Origin of the sequence: Aquimarina sp. MMG015 (assembly GCF_018100855.1) — a bacterium.
Lineage (GTDB): Bacteria > Bacteroidota > Bacteroidia > Flavobacteriales > Flavobacteriaceae > Aquimarina > Aquimarina latercula.
In genome coordinates this window covers 141,471-161,957 of sequence record NZ_JAGJEB010000004.1, presented here as the reverse complement: position 1 = coordinate 161,957, position 20,487 = coordinate 141,471, and the positions used below count along the sequence as shown (strand labels likewise).

Annotated in this window: 17 protein-coding genes; 8 read left to right on the top strand and 9 right to left on the bottom strand. The window is 30.5% G+C overall.

Going from position 1 to position 20,487, the window contains the following annotated elements; translation table 11 throughout:
• Nucleotides 1-2 precede the first annotated feature (2 nt).
• Entirely contained in the window at nucleotides 3-1,142 is a 1,140-nt protein-coding gene (locus tag J8L88_RS09540; protein ID WP_211060619.1) for a DUF664 domain-containing protein, read from the bottom strand.
• A 133-nt stretch (nucleotides 1,143-1,275) separates the two neighbouring features.
• Here J8L88_RS09540 and J8L88_RS09535 point away from each other — a divergent pair, with 133 nt between their 5' ends.
• Nucleotides 1,276-2,493, top strand: coding sequence for a lanthionine synthetase C family protein (locus tag J8L88_RS09535; protein ID WP_211060618.1), 1,218 nt, complete (start codon nucleotides 1,276-1,278; stop codon nucleotides 2,491-2,493).
• Nucleotides 2,494-2,524: 31 nt separating this feature from the next.
• Here the strand turns inward: J8L88_RS09535 and J8L88_RS09530 are convergent, their stop codons facing one another.
• From J8L88_RS09530 to J8L88_RS09520, 3 genes are all read right to left on the bottom strand, one after another.
• Nucleotides 2,525-4,624, bottom strand: coding sequence for a prolyl oligopeptidase family serine peptidase (locus tag J8L88_RS09530; protein ID WP_211060617.1), 2,100 nt, complete (start codon nucleotides 4,622-4,624; stop codon nucleotides 2,525-2,527).
• A 201-nt stretch (nucleotides 4,625-4,825) separates the two neighbouring features.
• Complete coding sequence (locus J8L88_RS09525) at nucleotides 4,826-5,008, bottom strand: class I lanthipeptide (RefSeq protein ID WP_211060616.1); 183 nt, start codon at nucleotides 5,006-5,008, stop codon at nucleotides 4,826-4,828.
• Between the two features lie 115 nt (nucleotides 5,009-5,123).
• The gene (locus J8L88_RS09520; protein ID WP_211060615.1) at nucleotides 5,124-6,809 is read right to left on the bottom strand and encodes an AraC family transcriptional regulator; all 1,686 of its coding nucleotides are present in this window, start codon (nucleotides 6,807-6,809) and stop codon (nucleotides 5,124-5,126) included.
• Nucleotides 6,810-7,387: 578 nt separating this feature from the next.
• Here J8L88_RS09520 and J8L88_RS09515 point away from each other — a divergent pair.
• The 7 genes from J8L88_RS09515 (at nucleotide 7,388) to J8L88_RS09485 (ending at nucleotide 14,555) form a co-directional block, all read left to right on the top strand.
• Entirely contained in the window at nucleotides 7,388-7,954 is a 567-nt protein-coding gene (locus tag J8L88_RS09515; RefSeq protein ID WP_211060614.1) for an RNA polymerase sigma factor, read from the top strand.
• A gap of 254 nt (nucleotides 7,955-8,208) precedes the next feature.
• Nucleotides 8,209-8,430: a hypothetical protein gene (locus J8L88_RS09510; RefSeq protein WP_211060613.1), complete on the top strand. Its 222-nt coding sequence runs from the start codon at nucleotides 8,209-8,211 to the stop codon at nucleotides 8,428-8,430.
• A 64-nt stretch (nucleotides 8,431-8,494) separates the two neighbouring features.
• Entirely contained in the window at nucleotides 8,495-9,301 is an 807-nt protein-coding gene (locus J8L88_RS09505) for a GLPGLI family protein (RefSeq protein ID WP_211060612.1), read from the top strand.
• Nucleotides 9,285-11,960, top strand: a complete 2,676-nt coding sequence (locus J8L88_RS09500; protein WP_211060611.1) for a carboxypeptidase-like regulatory domain-containing protein — start codon at nucleotides 9,285-9,287, stop codon at nucleotides 11,958-11,960. The genes J8L88_RS09505 and J8L88_RS09500 overlap by 17 nt, the downstream gene beginning before the upstream one ends.
• A gap of 154 nt (nucleotides 11,961-12,114) precedes the next feature.
• Nucleotides 12,115-13,260: a toxin-antitoxin system YwqK family antitoxin gene (locus J8L88_RS09495; protein WP_211060610.1), complete on the top strand. Its 1,146-nt coding sequence runs from the start codon at nucleotides 12,115-12,117 to the stop codon at nucleotides 13,258-13,260.
• Nucleotides 13,261-13,487: 227 nt separating this feature from the next.
• Entirely contained in the window at nucleotides 13,488-14,027 is a 540-nt protein-coding gene (locus J8L88_RS09490) for a hypothetical protein (protein ID WP_211060609.1), read from the top strand.
• Nucleotides 14,028-14,039: 12 nt separating this feature from the next.
• On the top strand, nucleotides 14,040-14,555 hold the full coding sequence (locus J8L88_RS09485; RefSeq protein ID WP_211060608.1) for a DUF302 domain-containing protein: 516 nt from the start codon (nucleotides 14,040-14,042) through the stop codon (nucleotides 14,553-14,555).
• 54 nt (nucleotides 14,556-14,609) lie between these two features.
• On the opposite strand, the gene J8L88_RS09480 is transcribed toward J8L88_RS09485, so the two are convergent.
• The 5 genes from J8L88_RS09480 to J8L88_RS09460 form a co-directional block, all read right to left on the bottom strand.
• Complete coding sequence (locus J8L88_RS09480) at nucleotides 14,610-14,954, bottom strand: hypothetical protein (RefSeq protein ID WP_211060607.1); 345 nt, start codon at nucleotides 14,952-14,954, stop codon at nucleotides 14,610-14,612.
• 57 nt (nucleotides 14,955-15,011) lie between these two features.
• Nucleotides 15,012-17,903, bottom strand: coding sequence for a patatin-like phospholipase family protein (locus J8L88_RS09475; protein WP_211060606.1), 2,892 nt, complete (start codon nucleotides 17,901-17,903; stop codon nucleotides 15,012-15,014).
• A gap of 93 nt (nucleotides 17,904-17,996) precedes the next feature.
• Nucleotides 17,997-18,887 carry a hypothetical protein gene (locus J8L88_RS09470; RefSeq protein WP_027393058.1) on the bottom strand — a complete coding sequence of 297 codons (891 nt, stop codon included), beginning with the start codon at nucleotides 18,885-18,887 and terminating at the stop codon, nucleotides 17,997-17,999.
• Between the two features lie 12 nt (nucleotides 18,888-18,899).
• Nucleotides 18,900-19,937: a hypothetical protein gene (locus J8L88_RS09465; RefSeq protein ID WP_147404355.1), complete on the bottom strand. Its 1,038-nt coding sequence runs from the start codon at nucleotides 19,935-19,937 to the stop codon at nucleotides 18,900-18,902.
• Nucleotides 19,919-20,362 carry a hypothetical protein gene (locus J8L88_RS09460; protein ID WP_027393060.1) on the bottom strand — a complete coding sequence of 148 codons (444 nt, stop codon included), beginning with the start codon at nucleotides 20,360-20,362 and terminating at the stop codon, nucleotides 19,919-19,921. The genes J8L88_RS09465 and J8L88_RS09460 overlap by 19 nt, the downstream gene beginning before the upstream one ends.
• Between the last annotated feature and the right edge of the window lie 125 nt (nucleotides 20,363-20,487).

The window sequence follows — 20,487 nt, the reverse complement described above, 5'->3', positions numbered from 1 at the left end:
GATTACTGATCGATATTTTTCTTTACTTCGATTTTTTTCTGCTCTTTTTCTTCAGGAATTCTTTTTATCATCATTAGCATTTGCCCTAAGTGACTGGACTGATGTTCCATTACATGAAACCAAGCATAGTGATTATTCATAATAGATCCAGGCCTCATATCATTTAACCAAGAATCATTACGTTTTTTAAACTCTTCTATAGTTTTAGTACGCACTTCTTTATAAATATTTAGATAATAATCTATTGGTTTCCCTTTATAAAGATCCCTTGCTTTTTCTCCTAGGTCTAAAGCCGTCATCCATTTTTCTTTCTCTTCTTCGTTAAAACCTCTTTTCTCAAAAGTATAAACTTGGTAATAAACTTCCGCGGCAGCAAGGTGCATAATTAGGGCACCGATACGATTGGCTTTTTCATCCATTAGATGATCGGTTTGTCGGATGTCTAAATCCTGCACTCGTCTTTCTACACGGGTACTTAGGTTATTGAGCATTGATATCATAACTCCTATCTGTGGAGAAAATTCTTCATCCGTTTTAATGACATAACTGTTTACGATATTTTTTCCTTCGATCAATAAACTTTTTGATGTATTGCCATCATTTTTTATAGATTGCGCTGTGAATTCTTTGATGAGAACTACTTTTCCTCTACCAACACCTTGATTCCATCCAGGAATAAGTTCATTTTTCACAGGATCTTCAAAGGACGCATTGGTAAGTGATATTGGTTCATAATCCCCTTTCTTGCTTTGTATGGATAACTTTATATCATCAAAATAAAATTTACCATTATTTAAGCATAATCCTCCGAAGTTAATGCTTTTAGCATTTTTGTCAATTTCACCTTCAATGGTATATGTATTCCATTCGTTTTTGGTAGCCGGTCGATCCATCATATTGTCAAAAAAACCACTCTCTCCATTTGTGTTATCTACTCTTGCCCATAATGCAGCTACTCCTGTAGTGTCTGTTCTATCTACTTTAATCAGCCCTTGTAATTTGAATTTTGTTTTTTTGTCCGTTTTTACTTCTATTGTTTGTGTAAAAGAAGTCCAATCTCTAGATACTTTCTTGGTTTGTGCTGATATTTCATATTGATGAAAGATAGCCAATACAATCAGTAGTTTTATAATTTTATTCATTTTGCGAATTGATGTTTTTAATAACAGTATATTAATAAGTGTGCTAAGATGGAATAATGTTACCTTTGAAAATGAAGTTTTTTAAATAAAATACTTATTGATTATATTGTTATATCAATGAATTTAGAAACATATGACCTTAAACGAACGCCTTGAGAATAAATTAGATGAAATAGCTGATTGTCTCTTACATTTAGATGATGATAATGTTGAAATTGGTGCTTTAACCGGTATTTCTGGAAATGCTATGTTTCATTTTTACTATGCTGATTATAAGAGTGATGATAAACATAGAGAAAAAGGAAGTCAGATTATCAAGGAAGTTTTTAACAGAATTGAAAAGGGTTATAGCTATCCTACATTTTGTGATGGTATTGCTGGAGCACTCTGGGTTCTAGAATTACTAAAAGAAGAGCATTTTGTAGAATTAGAAGAGGATATCATCACGAAAGATGTAGATGAATATCTTTTTGATAAAATGAAAGCATTTATTGCAGACAATGATTTTGATTTTATGCATGGAGCTATTGGGATTGGTTTTTACTACTTAAAACGATATCAAAATGTAACGTCTAAAGCTTTAAAGGATAGATATAAAGATTACCTTAACGTTTTAATTGATGCTATTTCTGAAAAAGCAATAACTAAAAATGGAGTTGTAAAATGGGAATCTGAGATCAGATCTGGAGAATATATAGCAAAAGGCTACAATCTAGGGTTGGCACATGGAATACCAAGTATTATCAATTTTCTCTCAAGGTTAGCAGTATATTCAGAGTTTTCTCACCAAATAGAAAAACTACTAAGTCCCTCTTGTTTTTATATTTTAAGTTGTAGGCATCAGGGTATTAAATTAACATCATCATTCCCTAATTGGATCGTGGAAGAAGAATCCGATATCTATAATTCTAGGTTAGCATGGTGTTACGGGGATTTGGGAATTGGAGTTTCACTTTTAAAAGCGGGTCAAATTTTAAAAGACGATATACTTTTGGAAGAAAGTATCCGCATTCTAAAAAAAACTACTTATAGAAAGGACATGGTTGAGGCAGGAATAAAGGATGGTGGAATATGTCATGGAGCATATGGAGTGATGCATATTTATCAACATTTGTATAACGAGACTAACGATTTATCGTTTATGGAATCCTCAAAAAACTGGAGTAAAATAGCCCTTGATTTAGCTGTACATAAAGATGGTTATGCAGGATACAAGGAATACTCAAATATAGAACAATGGATCTCTTCTATGAATTTGTTAGGCGGTGTTGCTGGAATGGGATTATCTATTCTTTATTATTTAAGTTCAAAGACCTCCTTTAAATGGAGTGAAGCTTTTCTAATTAGATAGAAAAACTTCACAATCTCGTTATTAAGATTCTCTATAACTTAGGTTGATATTCTTCATAACCCATTTGCCATAGAGCAAAAGCAAAAGTATTGGCATATACTTCGTAATACCCTGTTTTAGAAGCACCTGTTCCAGCGTGGCCTTCATCAAATTTCACTGCAAATAAAATCGGATTATCTTCCTTATTGTATTCTCTTAATTTGGCTACGAACTTTGCAGGATCCCATATTGCTACTCGACCATCCTTCATTCCACCAGTTACAAGAGTAGCTGGGTATTCTATTCCTTTCTGAATCTGATGATAAGAATCCATTTCAAGTAAAGCTTCAAATTCCTCCTTTATTTCTACTGTACCAAACTCTTTTATGCTATTTTGACCATTTGGTTGGACTTCTGATCTTAACATATTTAAAGCAGGAGAAGTTAGTATTACAGCCTTATATAAATCTGGTCTTTCTGTCATTGCCCTTCCTGCGAGTATTCCTCCTGCACTGGATCCCCATATAGCAGTTTTTTCAGAACTAGTATAACCTTCCTTGATGAGATACTCAGTAGTCGCAATCATATCTTTCCAAGTATTTGGTTTAGTAGTTTTGTAACCATCTTTGTGCCAAGCTTCACCTTTTTGTCCTCCACCTCTAACATATGAATAAACCAAGACTCCACCTTCCACTACCCAAGTTAGAAAACTTGGATTAAATGAAACACCACTAGCTGATCCATAAGAACCATACCCATAAAAAAGTGTTGGATTCTCTCCGTCCTTTATCATATCTTTTTTGTAAATTATTGTAATAGGAACTAAAACTCCATCGTGAGAAGGTATTTCTAAATTTTTAATTTTTAAATTACTGAAATCAGAGTATTCTTTTACAGGAATAATTGGTTCGATTTCGAATTTTTCAGTATTAAAATTGTAGATATAGTGTATCGCAGAAGATAGATGGCCCCATGTGCTAATTTTTAAAAAATTTTGTTCAATACTTTGAGATTGAATATTTATATCCGCGACATCTTCTCTTGGCAATTTTATTTCTACCTCTTTACCTTTATCTAATTTATATAGTTTTTCTTCTATTCCATTTTTTTGTACTGTAAAATATAGACCAACCTTGGTTATGTGAAATTTAGTAATTGTACTTTCTTTTTTTTCTTTAACCAAAATCTTAGGAGACTCGAAATTAATATTTGACATTGGAGTAATACACAATTGAGTATTTGGAGCATTCTTAGTGGTTAAATAAATCAATTGATTATCTCGATTAATTCTAAACCTTTTTATTTTATCTTCCTTTCTAGCTAATAATTCCCAAGAAATATTTTTGTTTAAAATATCTTCTTCTCTTTTAAAATAAATATCATAAGTAGAATCTGAACCTCCAACTACTGCAAATAAATAACCATCTTTTGAATCATAGTTATAGACAAGAGGGAAGTCCGCTGACAACAATCCAAGCTTCTTGTTATTTTTTTTGGAAAAAACAATATTTTTTTTGTTGGGATCACTTCCTAGTTTATATAGTACTGATTGCATATCCATCCAATACTGATCACTCTTAGGGTCGTTATTAACGCTATATAAATAAATAAAACCGGTATTATCAGAAAGCCAATGGACACCAGCAAAACTGGTTAAGCAATCCTTAATAATTCCAGGTAGTATTTTTTTTGTTATGACATCTAAAACAATAATATCAGATGTTTCTTCACCTTTTTTAGATAAACCGATTACAATTCTATCACCTTTCCAATCTGGTTTTAAATAACTAATGGAATAATCATCTTTATCAGAATAATCTTTACTGTCATATATGAAAATCTCTTTCGAATTTAAATTTTCTCTGTAAAAAATCTTAGATGCCTTTTCGTTAGAGTTTCCTTTAGTATAAAAAAACTTTCCATTACTACTGTATTTTATGATCCCAAATGAAGCTTCATTTTTCTTCGTATAGGAAGATTGTTTATTAATTAGTTTTTGTCTTCCTGGTATTTTTTCTAAAGTACTGAAAGCCGACTTACCTTCTTCTTTAAGCCATTTAATAACAGTTGAATCTTCCAAATCCTCAAGATTGCGATATGGGTCTTCAATCTGTTTGCCATGATATGTATCTACTGATAGAACTGAATTCACTAGATAATTATTATTATTTTTTTTTGAACAACTGGAAACGGATAAAATAAAAATAAAAAAAATGTTGAACAGCAAACTTTTTTTAGAAGTCATTTTCTAGGATTTCATAAGGTTAATTAAGAATTAAATGTATCGAAAATAAAATTCTTGATACATTTAATTCATATCTATTTTACTTTTAATAAATATTTGTTAAAATAATTAATGATCTGGACAATTAGTATCTTTTGTGGGGTCTTGATCAGGACATATTGGTTCTCCTGGTTTTGATTTTTCTCCACAATTGGGACTGTCTTGTGTACCTCCATAAATTTGTCTTGCTTGAACATCATTTAATTTGGATACCGTAATTTTTTTTAAATTTAATCTCTTACTTTTTTTCATATTTCTTTATTGTTTTAATTCACCATCAAATCTAAAAATATAATGGTTTTAATTAAACTATTTTTCTTAGATGTACTCTTAATTCTAGAATTAAGAGTAAGTTAAATGCCTTAAATTACTTGTTATCAGTATTTTGTATTTTTTTAATAAAATAAGAAGGATAGATTCCAGTTTTCTTATAGAAATATTTTGAGAATACTTCTGTGGAATTGAAACCAGCTTCTTTAGACAAGGCTTTTATGGTATAATTTTGTAATTTCTGTTCAGTTTTTATTCTATTGATAATATACTCAATCCGTAAATCATTAATATAAGGTGAAAAATTCTTCTGCTTATAATATTTAATAACTTTAGTAAGATATTTGGAATTTGTTTGTAATTGTTTAGCAAGTAAGTTAGACGTTAAGTTAACTTGCGTAAAGCCATTGTTACTTTCAAATTCATCTAAACCTTTTAAAATTTTGTTTATTAAAATTTTTGAGATATCTAAAGACAATTCTTCCAATTCATTTTCTTGACCTATATTGATAGGCTCTTTCCTTTGATTTTTGTTCATCAGTTCCTCAAAACGTAACTTATATTTCTTTTTCCTTTTGTAGTTAAATAGGAAAAGTGTAAAAATTATTATTATCGAAATAATTGATATTTTCAAGTGTACATTCGATTCTTTATTTCTTGTTCTTAATGAATTAATAAGTCTTTCTTTTTCCATTAACAAGTTAGGAGTATCATAGTCTTTACTTAAACTAACATTCAAATCAACTAGATTGTGATCTAAAATACTATCATATTTAATTAATCTTCTTATATAATGAAGCTGTTTCTCTACATCCTTTTCCGATTTGTAATAATCTATTATTGTGGCATAAGAAGATCTAATTTCTGGGACTAAATAATTGGTAGAACTAACCAGTGAATCAACTTTTTTATAATATTTAATTGCTGTGTTTCTTTCTTTTATAGCTTCATAAGATTTTCCTAAAAAAAAATATCCATCTATAAGATTATAATACTCCGAGTAAGAATCATTTTCTGGTTTATAAAGTTCATTCAACGCAATTTTAATATCATTAACAGCCTTAACATAATTATTGTTATAATAATTTAAAATACCTTCATTTAGTTTAAAAAGACAATGGATTTTTCTTTGGTTTGAAATTGCTAATCCTTCTTTATTTAGAATTAAAGCTGAATCTATCTCTTTATTCCTTCTATGGGTAGTAACTAATTCAGTTAGCGTTTCTAGATAACTATTTGAAACATTTTTAGATTTATCTAATCTCGATTTTTCATATATTAAACATTTTTTAAAAAGAATTTTAGCCTCATCATACTTACCAATTCTTCTTTTTAACAAGGCTATATTATGATATATAATATATTCATAAACAAGATCTTTTTTTTCTTTAGCGGACTCTAAGGCTTTGAGATAACTATTAAGTGATTTATTGAATATGCCATTGTCTGCATATATAACTCCTTTATAAACAAAGAGGATAGTTGGGTAATATATATTCTTAGAATTCTTGCTTAACGAAATCGCGCTATCCAAGTAAATTATTCTTTTTTCTAAATCATTTTGGTGTAATCTTACCATTAAAGTATACCCCTCTACTATGCCTTTTTTATCCCCATTATTCTTATGTTTTTGTAGTATTAAATTAGCATAAATATTGGCTTCTTCCTTACTTGTTTTTATCTTTTTGTTAAATTTATTGGTTAATTCTTTAATGTCTAAATTTTCCAAAGAGTCTAAAAAGGGTAAATGTTGTTCCTGACTAAGATGACTTTGACAAAACATAAATATTATAAAATAAATAATATTTCGTAAGTACATTTTGAGCATAAAACTCTTCTTTTAAAAAATTAATAATTATTGACAAGAATTTAAGGGATAACTATTCCAAATAAATGACCTAGCAAATATAGAGATATTACATTTATACAATTTTTTGGTAAATAAACATAACATTAAGGTTTTAAAATCAGTTTTTTTTAAACAGAGAATTCATAGTCTCAATTCTAGAATATCGAACTCGATATTCTAGAATTGAGACCACTTCCCCTTGCACTAACGTAATTCTCACCCATATATTTGCTTCAACGTTAAAACGTAGTTCAAAAATCTGATCAGTTACAAAACTACTGTAAAAATTAATAGTAATCTTATAGGTTTCCGTAATGAGCTTAAAAAGTTTAGTGTCTAAGAATTAAGCTAATTAGTCCGATCCTAATAACCCAATAATTAAAGTTTTTTAAATAAGCTGTTGCAACCAAGTGTTGCGAAGTTTTATAGGCGATGTCTGTTGTCATCGACAGGGACTTTGCATTCAAATTTTAAAGGAAAAGAGTAAAAAAGTAAAGTAAGGAAAATAAAATATGAACTCAACAAAAAATCAATATATCGTAGAAGGAATCATTACAGGAAATAACGATGTCCTAAAATCATTCTATAAGAAAAACTTACCAGCTGTTAGAAAGATTATTCTAAAATATCAAGGCACAACAGAGGATGTAGAAGATGTTTTTCAGGAAGCAATGATATTAGTGTATCATAAATTACGAACAGGGGATCTAGAATTGCACCAATCGATTCATGCATATTTTATAGGGGTTTGTAAAAATATTTGGAAGAATCAATCAAGAAAAAAAAGGATGTTAGAATACAGCGAACCTATCGTTCAAAAAGCAGAGGACAATGATACGTCTTTGTACGATAAGATGACTATTAGGGATCAAGAAGAAGTGTTTTATAGACATATAACTAAACTTACGGATAGCAGCAGATTGGTATTAGGATTATTTTTTGAAGGAAAAAGCATGCGTGACATTGCTAATAGTACTGGGTATACAGAAGGGTATACCAGAAAAAAGAAGTGTATGATTAAAGATCGTTTATTTCAGATGGTACAAAACGATCCTATCTATGCCGAATTAACAGTATAACAGTTGTTTAGTAGGACTTTATTAGGCTTAGTTACTAATAAGAGGACTGAGGTTCTCGAAGTATAGGGTTTAAAGCTCTATAATTATAATATAAGATATAAATACCAAAAGACCCTACAATCTTACGGTATAGATAATCTAAATAAAAAACCGTTGCGCAACGGACAAGGCGGAAACCGAAAAGCCTTTAGATAATAGAGTAGGTGCAAATTATTTTAATTATAATAAAAATGAAAAAAATCGTTCTAACTTTAATGTTGCTCGTTGCTACAACGGCTATATTTGCTCTTGGTTCTGAGACATCATCCAATGACCAGGATAAAATTGTTGAATACCTAGTTGAAAAAGCTGAAGATGGCTCAACGACTTGTTATGCAAGGCATTGTGTAACGAGAACTGGTACTGATGGATATGAGTATAAGGAGTGCAGTGATTGGGAAGAAGTAGATTGTAGAGATATTCAACCAGCACAGTAAATAAGATTTAGTAATAAGTTATATCCGGACCTTTATGGTTCGGATATAATAAAATAACCAAGACATGATTAAAAGAACATTTTTGTTTTTTTTCATAATTACCAGTAATATTAATAGTTATGGACAAGAAAAAGATAAATATTCTGGTAGAATTACTTATGAAGAAATATACAGAAATCCAGAAATGAATATTAAAGAAAAGACGTTGTATTTTAATAAAGAACAATCGTATTTTGAATGGTTCGAAAAAAGTAAAAACGTTAAAACTTTACAAGATGGATCAACAATATATCCGAGTAATACAGATAGTTCAATCGAAAGAACCTCTAGATTTCAATTACATAATCACAAGAACAAAGAATTTTATATTAGGTTGTTTAATAGAAATAAAGAACGCTTAGTAAAAAACACATATCATAGGTTTAATTGGGAATTATTAGAGGAAACTAAAAAAATAGATCGTTTTACTTGTCAAAGAGCCGAAACTGTTTATAAAGGCCGAACCTATATTGCTTGGTTTACTAATGAGATTCCTGCTCCTTTCGGACCTGCAATGTTTCACGGTCTTGGCGGAATGATTCTGGAACTATATGAGGAAAATCAGATACTATATTATTTGGCTAAATCTATAAGTATTAATACAGAAGTTATAGATATTAAAGGGAAAGTAAAAGGTGTTAATTTTTCTAAAGCAATAAGCGAAGAAGAATATAACAAAATTGCAAAACAAGAAACTAAAGAGTTAGAAAGTAGATTAAATGCTTCTCGACCTAAAGGAAGTTCACCAATTCGTCTAAGTGGAGGTGATTGCGATGATTGTGGGGAACGATTGGATAAAGAGAAAACGAAAGATAATGACAAGAAAAATTAGTTTTTGTATTACTTTTTTTCTATTTCTAGTTTTTTTTCAAAATATACAAGGGCAGCATATAATTACCGGAACTGTCTTAGGGGTTGATGGTATTGGTTTAGAAAATATTAGTGTCTCTTTACAACGATTAGAAAACAAAATTACCGTTGCCTATACCTATACTGATGAAAAAGGTAATTTTACGATAGAAACAGGGAAAATAGGTTCATTTGATCTGGTTTATTCTTCATTGGAGTATGCAGAAAAAAAAATACCTGTAGATCTTACTAAGAACCATAAGAAACATCAATATGATGTAGTCTTGGATAAAGAATCTTATCAATTATCTGAAGTAGTTATTAAAGCAGAACGACCAATAACGGTAAAAGAGGATACTGTAATATTTAATGCAAAATCGTTTAGAAAAGGAAACGAGAGTACAGTGGAGGATTTACTAAAGAACATACCAGGTTTTAATATTACAGATGACGGTACCATAAAAATAGGTAGTCAAGAAATAGAAAAGGTAATGATAGAAGGGGATGACTTTTTCGACAGAGGATATAAAGTGTTGACCAAAAACATGCCGGAACAATCAGTTCGTAAAGTGGAGGTTTATCAGAAATATTCTGACAATAGGTTATTAAAAGGTATTGAAAATAGTGATAAGATAGCATTAAACTTAAAGTTGGATGAAGATGTTAAATTAAAATGGTTCGGGAATATATCCACTGGTTATGATATAACTTTAAATAACAGGTATGAACTAAAAGCAAATTTAATATCGGTCTCTAAAAAGAATAAATATTACTTTTTGACCAATTTTAATAATATTGGGTACGATGCTGTTGGAGATATTGATCAATTATTACAACCTGAAAAAAGACAGCAGGTTAGTATTGGTGACAATGAACGTATCCAATCTTTACTGTTCTTCCCTTCTTTTTTCCCTGTATTAAAAAGAGAGAGAACTAATTTTAATAATGCGGAGCTTGTCTCGGCTAATTCTATCTTTAGAATTAGTCCTAAAACAAAAATTAAAGTACAAGGCTCTTATCATAGTGATGAAAATAGTTTTCGAACAAACGAACTACAAACGTTTAATCTAGATAATGAAACCTTTATCAATAGTACTAATAAAAGTTTGAGAAAAAACAATAAAACTGGTTCTGTGAAGTTCGATTTGGTTTACAATTTTTCTAAAAACATAATGCTAGAATATGAGACTAGTTATAATAATCTTTTAGAAAGAAATACAAATAGTTTTCTTTTTAATGAAGAAAGTACTAATGAAACCTTAAAAACTAAAAATAAACTTCTTGATAAAAAACTATTATACACAAACAAGTTTGGTAATAATAAAGTTCTATTAGTAACCGCTCGTTATTTAGAACAGAAAGCTCCACAGAATTATCAAATCAATAGATTTTTATACGATAACCTTTTTCCAGAATTCGGTAACATGGATGGTGCTTTTCAAAGTATTACTAATAATTTACAGTATTCAGGTATAGAAGCTCATTTTTTTAATAAAACTAAAAAAGGTAATTTATTGGAAATTAAAATAGGAAACACGTATCGTGGTGATGAACTTGTTTCTTCGTTTTCTCTTGTTCAAGATGAATCAAGTCTGGTCTTACCTGATGGGTTTCAAAATTCTAGTAAATATACTACGCAAAATCTTTATACAAAGATGAAGTATCGATATAAGCTAAAACCTGTTGATATAGTTTTGCATGGGGATTTTTATTATTTGCAAAATGAGTTTAAAAGCTTAGTAATTAATGAAAAGTCGAATCCTTTTTATTTTAACCCTCGATTAATTACCAAATTGAAAATCAATAAAAAAAATGAACTATCGCTCTCTTATGGTTACAAAACATCTAATACTACCGTTTTAGATGTTTATGATAATTATATATTAACAGATTTTCGATCATTTAATAAAGGTATTGGAGAATTTGATCAACTTGCTTCTTCAAGCTATTCAGTGAATTATAATATAGGAAACTTAGGGGATAATTTTTTTGGTAATATTACAGCTTTTTATACTAAAGATGATGATTATTTTTCTACAAATGCTATCATAGAAAGTGAGTATTCACTTATAGAGCAGATAAAAATAAATGATCGAAACAGAATTTTTGTAAGTTCAAATATGAATCTATACCTGAAGTATATCCGATCAGGCTTAAAGTTTAAAATGAATTATTCTTATTCAGATTATCAGAATATTATAAATAATGCAGACATAAGAAATATAGAGTTTAGAAACTATACACTTGGTTTTGAGTTACGTTCGGGTTTTAGTGGTAGATTTAATTATCACTTAGGTTCCAAGTTTTCATATTCAGAAACGAAGGTTACTACCAAAAATTCATTTAATAACAACCTTTCATTTTTGGATCTATTTGTGAGAATAAATGATCAATTAAATTTAGAAGTGCAATCTGAGAGGTATGGCTTTAATAATACAGATAATAATAGCAACTATTACTTTTTGGATTTAGAAGGTAAATATGTTTTTAAAAAGAAGGATATGACATTATCATTATTAGCTAAAAATTTATTGAATACAAGAAGGTTTATAACTAATTCTATTAATGATTTTAGTTCTTCTACGACGGAGTATCGTTTGTTACCTAGATTTATAATGTTAAAGTTAGATTTTAGGTTCTAATAAAAAACAATAACAAAACTATAGGAGATTTAGGTAATATACCAAAAACTAGTTAATCCAGATACTTTTTTTATACAATTAAAAAGTGAAATAGAAGTGGTAACATTTTATGCTTTAATGACACTATAATTATAGAATCTGAATTAAATAGAAAATGAATAAATATATAATTGTAGTTTTAGTACTTTGTATTCAACACATTAACGCTCAAAAAGGAACAGATCCTTGTTTTCAGTTTATAGCAAAAGACAGTGTGAGAATTCATCTAGATAGTGCCGAACAACCGATAACTCAAGACTGTGCTTATTTCTACAGATTAGCTAAGGTGAATCCAGAGAATCTTATTATTGATGGCTATTTTGAAGATTACTACATGGATAATAGTATAGCGGTAAAAACTACAATGGAAAATGGTAAGTTAGAAGGAAATGCTGTGGTTTATTTTGATAATGGTAATAAATTAATGGAAGGTAATTATGAAAAAGGAAAGAAAGTAGGTGTCTGGAAACATTGGTATAAAAGCGGTAAACCTTACATAACCTATAATTATGAAGATGATCAGGTTAAAATACTAGAATATTACACAAAAAGAGGTAATAAGAAAGTAGAGAATGGGTATGGAAGTTTCAAGAACGATAGAGGAAGAAGGCATGCTGTTGTAAAAGGAAAAGTAAAGAGTGGATTACCAGATGGTATTTGGACTTTAAAAAGCAAGTCCAATAATCGATTGATCTATAAAGAAGAATATAATGAAGGGAAGTTTATAAAGGGAGAAGAGTATCCATTAGGAGCTTTGTCTAAAACCACGTATTCTTCAAATCCTTATATTTCGTTAGATGGAAATATAGAAGTTTCTAAGACTATAAGCTTAAAAGAATGTAAATCTTGTACTAAGTATATGGTAGGTTATAAAAATGTTGGGTATCAATCTTCACAAAAAGGGAATGATTTTTATTCATATTTAGGGAAAACATATACCACAAATAATAAAAAAGGATATTCCTTATGCAGTTTTGTAATTTCTACAACGGGAACTATTCAAAATATTAAAATCCAAAATAGCAGTGCAGTTGCTATTGATGAGACTGTAGATATCAAATATTTAATTTTAAATTCTGGCAGTTGGACACCAAGAATATTGAAAGACAGAATGCCTAAGCATGGTTGGAATGGTATTTCTCGTAAAACTGTTAATGCTGCTATTCCCACAGTTGTTAATTTTGTAATTCATTATACAGATAATGGATATTTTTTGTATCCAGAAGGAAGTACTAATATAGCAATTGGGACTAAGAAATAAATGATCACGTGTAATAAGAACTATACACCGACAGACCTTTTAAATTTCCAAAGGCTGATAACTGGATAAGTAATTAGTATTCTTCTTTGGTTATTAAATTCCCTCCTAATACCTCAGTAATTACGAACATAATAAAGGTTGAAAAATCCCTTGAGAGCACAAATATAAGCATGCGAAATTAGAATTTGTTTTGCTTTTCGACTATCTTTAGAGTAAAAAGTAATTGGATGGTTAGAAATATAACGATGCTCTTCATAGTAGTTTTATGGAGTTCTTGTAATATTGGAAAACAACATGAAAACGCTACTAATGAGATTAAAGGATGGCAAGAAATCTACAGAAATGATAGCGAAGGAAATCCTTTGTCCGGGGATATAAGTGATTTAAAAAAAGCAGTTCGTCAAGGTTGTAACATTAGAGTAGGTTGGGGGATCTATAATGAGTACAAAAAAGACGGACTAAAACAAGTTATAACTGTAGAGCATGCTGCACAAGCTCAATTTATTACCATTAGTAAAGGCCATGTTTTTGCCCAATTATCAGAAATCATGGGCCAAGCACCCTCTAGAGAACTACCTCATTTGAACTTAATAAAAACACATTCTTGGTATTCTATTTTAGGAACAACCGGAGAAATGACACAAGTATATCTTGATAATTCTGATGTTAACCAAAGTGATGAGTTTTCTGATAACGTAAAAATGATCTGGTATGTTAATGTCAATGATTGTGATTACAGTAAAAATGATGACCAACCACTATATTAAACCAAACTCACTATGAAAAGAATAGTTTTTTGCTTTGTTTTTTATATACTCCTATTTTCTTGTAATCAAGTTAAAAAGGATACGTCTAATAGTGCGCAACCTGAATTAGAAAAACAAATGGAAATTACACCGAAACAAGGAATTATAACAAAACAAAGTACTAACAGTTTTGATGATACCTATAATAAATTGGTAACAATTATTGAAGATAATCCGAATCTAAAAATCATAGCGCAATTAGATCATCAAGCCAATGCAGCATCTGTTGGATTAGAGTTAAATCCAACTAGAATTATAATGTTTGGAAATCCTAAATTGGGAACTCCATTGATGCAAAGTGCTCAAACTACAGGATTAGATCTTCCGCAGAAAATTTTAGTTTTTCAAGATGATTCCGGTACTGTGAAAATTTCTTATAACGATCCTAAATACTTACAGCAACGTCATGATATACTGGATAAGGAAGAGGTGCTAAATAAGATAAGCGGAGCGTTGGATAAAATTACTTCGGCTGCAGCAGGATTATAATCATACTTAGTTTTTTTATAATATTTTGAGAATGAAATTTACTTGTATCCACGACTAATTCTGGACTTTTACTTTGATAGGACCACCACTGGAAACATAGCTTCCGCCGATTTCATCAATGTTGACATTTAATTCCTCGCTTGTGCTGACTTTATTAATGTCAATTTTGAGTTTATCGTAGGTACTAATACTCTTGATATTTACATCTAGTTCCTCGTTGGTTGCTAATTTAACTGTGATCGTTCCGTCTTCATTAATAGGAATCAATCCATAATTTGGTAATATAGAGTTGTCATTAGCGTATGCTTTTGGTATAATATCAATGTCTTTTATTGCGATAATGCTTAAAGCAATTGCAATAATTGTTAGAATAGATTTTGTATAGGTATCAGTTTTCATAATATGATGTTTTTTTTATAGTATATCAAAAACTACACCGATATATTATATGATAAATTAACGAAGTAATTTTTTATCCAGTGACTCGGTTTGTTCTTTAAAATACCACCCTTCTGTTAGTTTTTGTAAATCAATCTCTAATAATGGATTTACGTGGTAATTGATATTCTTTAGAGAATAATGTAGCGCTGTTGAAGCATTATTTATTGAATTGTTTAAAAGTGGTAGATTAAATCTGTCAATTCGCATTTCAGTGATAATATCTGTGTAATTATTCTCTAGGGCGATGCGTTTATTTTCTGGATTCAGGTTTCCATCAATATCATTAGGCATTTTTACTTTATTAGAAAGTGATAACCCAAGTCGTTGTATAAATTGAGAATTTATTTTTAAAGAATCTGCATTTTGCGATATGGTATCTGCGTGAATGGAATTCTCTTGTTTTATATATTCTAAAAGTGAAACCTGAAAATAATACTGATATCTAATTTTATTGTCCGATGTTTCTACTATATGTTCTATGGAATTTCGTTTTTTTATAGAATTATCGGAGCACCTTATTAAAAGTTTTTTATTGAGCTGTGTATCACTTAAAATTGAAATCGTTACGGCTTCTAATGGCATATAATTGATCGAATCTACACTTTTACTGATGATATCTTTCAAAATATTAGAACCACGCCAAGGTGATTTCTTAAAAATAGAGGATGCTAATAATCCAATAGATACGAATGGCATAGCGATAGTTCCCAATAATGATGTTGCCACAAAAGGGACTTTTAATAATATAAATTTTAAGTATTTATTACTTAATAAAACTCCTTTTATACGAACAATTGATGGATTAAAAAGATTCTTTTCTAGTTCATCAGCATATTGATTTTTATCATTAAAAAAATCGATGCTTTTAATTTTATTGGTAAATTGATTTTCTAAAGTAGAAAAGCCTTCATTAGCAATGAAAGGACGTTCTGGTCTAAACCCACCAGTAGTTTCTTTTAGAGATAATAGAGTGCTTAAACGAGCAAATTCGAAAGCATATTTTCTAGCTTTTAGAGATGCAAACCCACCAAAAGCCTCAATTTCGCTTCCTGGTAACTCTATGGTGTTTAGATTTTTATTAATTGGTAGTATTGCTGCGCGATATGCATTTTCATTTTTTCCATCTGTATTTAATGCAAAATCAGCGATTACTTTAAATACTGTCTGAGCAAAAATGTTTTTATCCTCTTTCTTAGTTAGTTGAAGTTTTTCATATACTTTATCAATCTTAAGAGGTTCTGATTTTCGGATTTTTTCATCAATAAGATCTTTAAGAGCTAGTAAATCTTCTTGAAGTATTTTAATACAAGTATTTTGATCACCATTTTTGTTATCGCAGTTCTTTTTAATTTCTGCTAAAAAATATATCATAGGATCTCTGGTACCTAAAGATATGATTCCATTTTTGAGATTTTTAGCAATTTTATTGAAAGCGGTAGCAATAATTTCAATATTTAGATTACTACTCATATCACTATTAGCGTCTAGATAATTGAAGATAGTGTTTCGCAGTTCGAAATTTTCTTTTATGTCAATGATTTTATGTTCTTCTTTGATACTACCTTGGTTTGTTAAAACACCTAAAATACTAGAAGTGTTCCCCAGAAGTTTACCTAATTCTTTTTTGAAAGTTACTTCGTGGTTGGACATTTTAATAGGAGAGAAGGCCGATACTTTAAATGAATGATATTGTTCTTTTCTAACAATTGGATCTACAAATAGAATGAGTCTTTCTTCGTTTTCGGTAATTCGTCCAAAATCTTGAAAAGTTCCTATTTTAAATGCTTCACGAATCGGTTCATTATTGAAAGTTCCTCCATCAATATATGGGAAATTGAAGCTGTTATAGTCTAGTATATTTTCTCCTTCTTCTGCAAAAAAACTATTCTGTTTAAAGATGGTATTATCCTTCGATGTATGAGTGTCGATTTCGTTTTGTATTTTGATAAAAGAAGAAGGCCAGTTTGTGTTATTATCATTATCACCAAACTCTTGTTTAAACCTTTTTAAGACTACGGGTTCAAAAGCAATAGGAAATGCTCCGCAGCCAAGTGCAGAAGCCGAAATTGTCGCCCAGGCAGATTGATCAGTCATCTTAAAATGTGTTGGGATATTTGGATCGGGAGTATTACAAAATTTTAACCATCTAGAATCTGTTTCTTTTTGCGCTTTTTGCACTTCGTTTTCATCAAACACAAAATCTATAACACGTAATTCTGAATGATTTTCTGACCCTACAGATTTCAAAAAGTTTTGCTGTAATCGATCCTTGTTGGAATTACCGTTTTTAAAAAAATCTATCTCAATTGGTAATAAATTGGTTAAGGAACAAGCAAAAATGACTCGTTTTGGATCTAAAAGCTGTCTTCTCGAAATATCTACTCCATCAGAAGCCATTAAATATTTTTTGGTAAGATCTTCTAGAAGTTTTCTGTCTAGTAAAGAAAAAGATTCATTAGGTTTTGGCTCATAGTCATCCTGAGCTTTGGAACCGTATAGTTTTAAGGAGTTCACTTCGTCTACCCATAATTTATATTGGATCTTTTGAGCAAGTTGTAATGCTTTTAATGTTTCAAACTTATCTTTGTATTCTTCTGCTTTCGAAATATCTCCGTTAAAGTAGTCTCTTATAATTTCATCAAGTAATTCTTTCTGGGTAAGTTGTTCACTAAATAGTGGCATCATTGCTTGGTAATCAATAAGGCATTTAAGCATTATAGTCAAAGCAATTGCGCCGGCGCTAGCTCCACTCATTCCATCAACGATTATTTTATCATAATCATTTTTGTTTTTGTCTTTACCATAAAGCACTAATAATTTTAATGCCTCGGTTAATGCCGAACCAGAAAAAGAACCTAAAGAGACTCCTCCTCCCATTGCCAGACAGACACGAAGTGTTTTTCCCATGATTTATTATTTTATGTTGTTTTTATAAAATCTATCTCCGTTTTATTTATCATAAAGTGGAGTTGCAATCTTCAACGTGTAAAATGGGTGTTCTTAATCTCGATTTATATATCTCGATTTTCCCATTTTTTGCTGAGCTTGAGGGATCGATGGGGACGCTTGGGGATTAGATGGAGATGTTGTGTTTTGAGCAGGTTTTTCTGCATTTGGATCAGGATTGTCACTATCCGAATCAGCGGCGGGATTTGGATTACTTGGATCGGGTTCTTCGGTAATACTCTTTGGTTTTTCCAAAGTCTGAGCAGGAGAAATCCCAAATAATGTTCCTGCTGCAGCTTTTAATCGCTCTGTAAATTCTTGTGATGCAAAACCCGAAATAATAGCAAGACTCATAAAGGAAACCATTCCTCTAAAAGATATATACTCATTGTCATAGGTAGGATTTGCAGTCGAAGAAATAATTAAGTGTGATATGAAAAATATTAATAATCCAGATATTGCTGCGGTTAATGGTCTTATTAAATAGGGAATAAATAAGTGATCCGGGAACATTTTTTCTTCACGATAAAACTCAAAAATTCCACGTAGATTTGCTAGTACTCCTCCTAACATACCAGCTAAAAACATAACGACCAACATATCTAAGAAATTTACGGGTTCAACTTCTTTTTCTTTTTCCTTTAATGATGAATCTTTTTTCTCAAGATCTGTTGAAACTGATAAGTTTACTTTTGTTTTAGATAAGGTAGTTTTAGAGGTATCTCTTATGATCGTATCTATTTTTATGGGACTAGCGGGCATCGGTTGTATGTTAACCGAAGAAGAATCTTCAACTGTTTTGGCATTTTCACTTAATCTATTATGTGTATGTTCTTCAGTGAAAAAATCCTTATCATATACGAGAACATAAAAATAACTGTATAGCAATAATACCGAAGTTATTGCAAGAACAACATTGTAAATGATTGTAACAGTTGGTTTCATGATTAAAAACTCTTATTTCTTAGCTTGACTAAAGTTCCATTTTATTCCTGGTTTTAATATAACATCCTCATCACCGGTGATAGCGTTTGTTTCTTTTTTGAGTGATACAAATAGTGTAATACTTGGTATAAGATATGCTTCTGCATACCCGCCGAAATCAATACTTTCTTTCATGCTGTCATGGTAAATCTCGGCAGATAGAATTAATTTCTGTCCATATTTTCTTAATGCAATCCCGCTAATCAAACCATCATTATCCGTGGTCTGTGGTGTTTGATCATATCGATACATGATCATTCCGTTAATACTCATCCCACTTTTACCTAAATCATATTGTCCCACCAGCCAAGCTTGATGTCTATAGGTAACAATACTATCTGTTTTAAAAGAATTATCTCTAGCTCTTCCGGCAATCGCATAACCAAGAGCAAGCGAACCTCCAGCTTTTTCCATATAGCGTGTTTTAGCATTGATGTATGCTTGTTTTAATGCTGGATTGTCTACTATAGTTCCTTGGTCGTCAGAATTCATAGGTCCTGGTTCGTCAGAGTCGTTTGGAAGAAGAGCATTGTCAATATCTTGTCCTAGTTGTTGGTCAAATATGATGTCTTTACTGTCGAAAAGAGTAGCTCTTATCCCTCCAGAAAATAATAGGTCATCCGGAAAGTCCATTGAATTTATGGTCGCAAATGAGAGTTGAAGATTTGCTAGAAATCTCTTTCCATAATTATTTCGATATTCTTTTACGTTTTTTAATCTCCCTCCAAATGTGAAATATGGGTTGAAATCAAAAGCTAATCCTGGACTAACTTCATTTCCACTAAGAAAATTACTGGCTAATTGTGTAATGATTTCTTGAGGAGTACTAGCACGCATAACAGTAGTAGGGTTAGCATCTAGCACAGCAAAAGCGGGGCTTTCAGGAACATTATAGTCTAGTTTAAAAGAATATGCTTCCTGATTATCGCCTGGCTGTTCAGCATCTTGCGAATACCCTGTGAGCATTATCAAGAGTATCAAAATTGAGCAACTTATTCTGTATCTTTCCATAAGTCAGATGTTGAGAAATTATCATTAATAAGATGCTTGAAGATTACGTGATTTCCAAATTTTAATTGTTTTCCATCAGAACATTTAGGTACAAGGCGTGAAGAATCTTTTGTCCATCGTTTTTCCTCGTCTTGAATTACTGTAATGCTGAATTCTCCTCGCTCTACATTATTGATCATGGAACAAGCATTGATAGACCAAGCAAGAGAATCATTTTCAATATCACTTGGTTTTTCTAGAAGAATAAATTCATCTACGCCATCGTCTCCAGTAATTACATTAAATTTTTCTTTCTTTTCCCACTTTCCATTCTGCAATTCCCAAAGAATAAATATGGAACCAGATCTAATTCCATTATTAGCGGTTACCTTAACCTTTAAGGGACCTCCATCAGGGTCAATTAAACAATAATTTGATTTTGGCATGACGGGTATGGTTTTAAGTTATTGATACTTTTTTGGTTGATTAAATTCAAATATAGATGGGGACTTATTTTATATTTATAACTTCAGTACACTATGAATACCAAGATTCATTGTATAATTATATA

Bases quoted from the DNA above. Each gene is read 5' to 3' on its own strand.
- J8L88_RS09470 (WP_027393058.1), bottom strand. From the start codon at position 18,887: ATGAAACCAACTGTTACAATCATTTACAATGTTGTTCTTGCAATAACT.
- J8L88_RS09510 (WP_211060613.1), top strand. From the start codon at position 8,209: ATGTTGCTCGTTGCTACAACGGCTATATTTGCTCTTGGTTCTGAGACA.
- J8L88_RS09465 (WP_147404355.1), bottom strand. From the start codon at position 19,937: ATGGAAAGATACAGAATAAGTTGCTCAATTTTGATACTCTTGATAATG.
- J8L88_RS09480 (WP_211060607.1), bottom strand. From the start codon at position 14,954: ATGAAAACTGATACCTATACAAAATCTATTCTAACAATTATTGCAATT.
- J8L88_RS09535 (WP_211060618.1), top strand. From the start codon at position 1,276: ATGACCTTAAACGAACGCCTTGAGAATAAATTAGATGAAATAGCTGAT.
- J8L88_RS09495 (WP_211060610.1), top strand. From the start codon at position 12,115: ATGAATAAATATATAATTGTAGTTTTAGTACTTTGTATTCAACACATT.
- J8L88_RS09490 (WP_211060609.1), top strand. From the start codon at position 13,488: ATGGTTAGAAATATAACGATGCTCTTCATAGTAGTTTTATGGAGTTCT.
- J8L88_RS09475 (WP_211060606.1), bottom strand. From the start codon at position 17,903: ATGGGAAAAACACTTCGTGTCTGTCTGGCAATGGGAGGAGGAGTCTCT.
- J8L88_RS09460 (WP_027393060.1), bottom strand. From the start codon at position 20,362: ATGCCAAAATCAAATTATTGTTTAATTGACCCTGATGGAGGTCCCTTA.
- J8L88_RS09520 (WP_211060615.1), bottom strand. From the start codon at position 6,809: ATGTTTTGTCAAAGTCATCTTAGTCAGGAACAACATTTACCCTTTTTA.
- J8L88_RS09515 (WP_211060614.1), top strand. From the start codon at position 7,388: ATGAACTCAACAAAAAATCAATATATCGTAGAAGGAATCATTACAGGA.
- J8L88_RS09540 (WP_211060619.1), bottom strand. From the start codon at position 1,142: ATGAATAAAATTATAAAACTACTGATTGTATTGGCTATCTTTCATCAA.
- J8L88_RS09505 (WP_211060612.1), top strand. From the start codon at position 8,495: ATGATTAAAAGAACATTTTTGTTTTTTTTCATAATTACCAGTAATATT.
- J8L88_RS09500 (WP_211060611.1), top strand. From the start codon at position 9,285: ATGACAAGAAAAATTAGTTTTTGTATTACTTTTTTTCTATTTCTAGTT.
- J8L88_RS09485 (WP_211060608.1), top strand. From the start codon at position 14,040: ATGAAAAGAATAGTTTTTTGCTTTGTTTTTTATATACTCCTATTTTCT.
- J8L88_RS09525 (WP_211060616.1), bottom strand. From the start codon at position 5,008: ATGAAAAAAAGTAAGAGATTAAATTTAAAAAAAATTACGGTATCCAAA.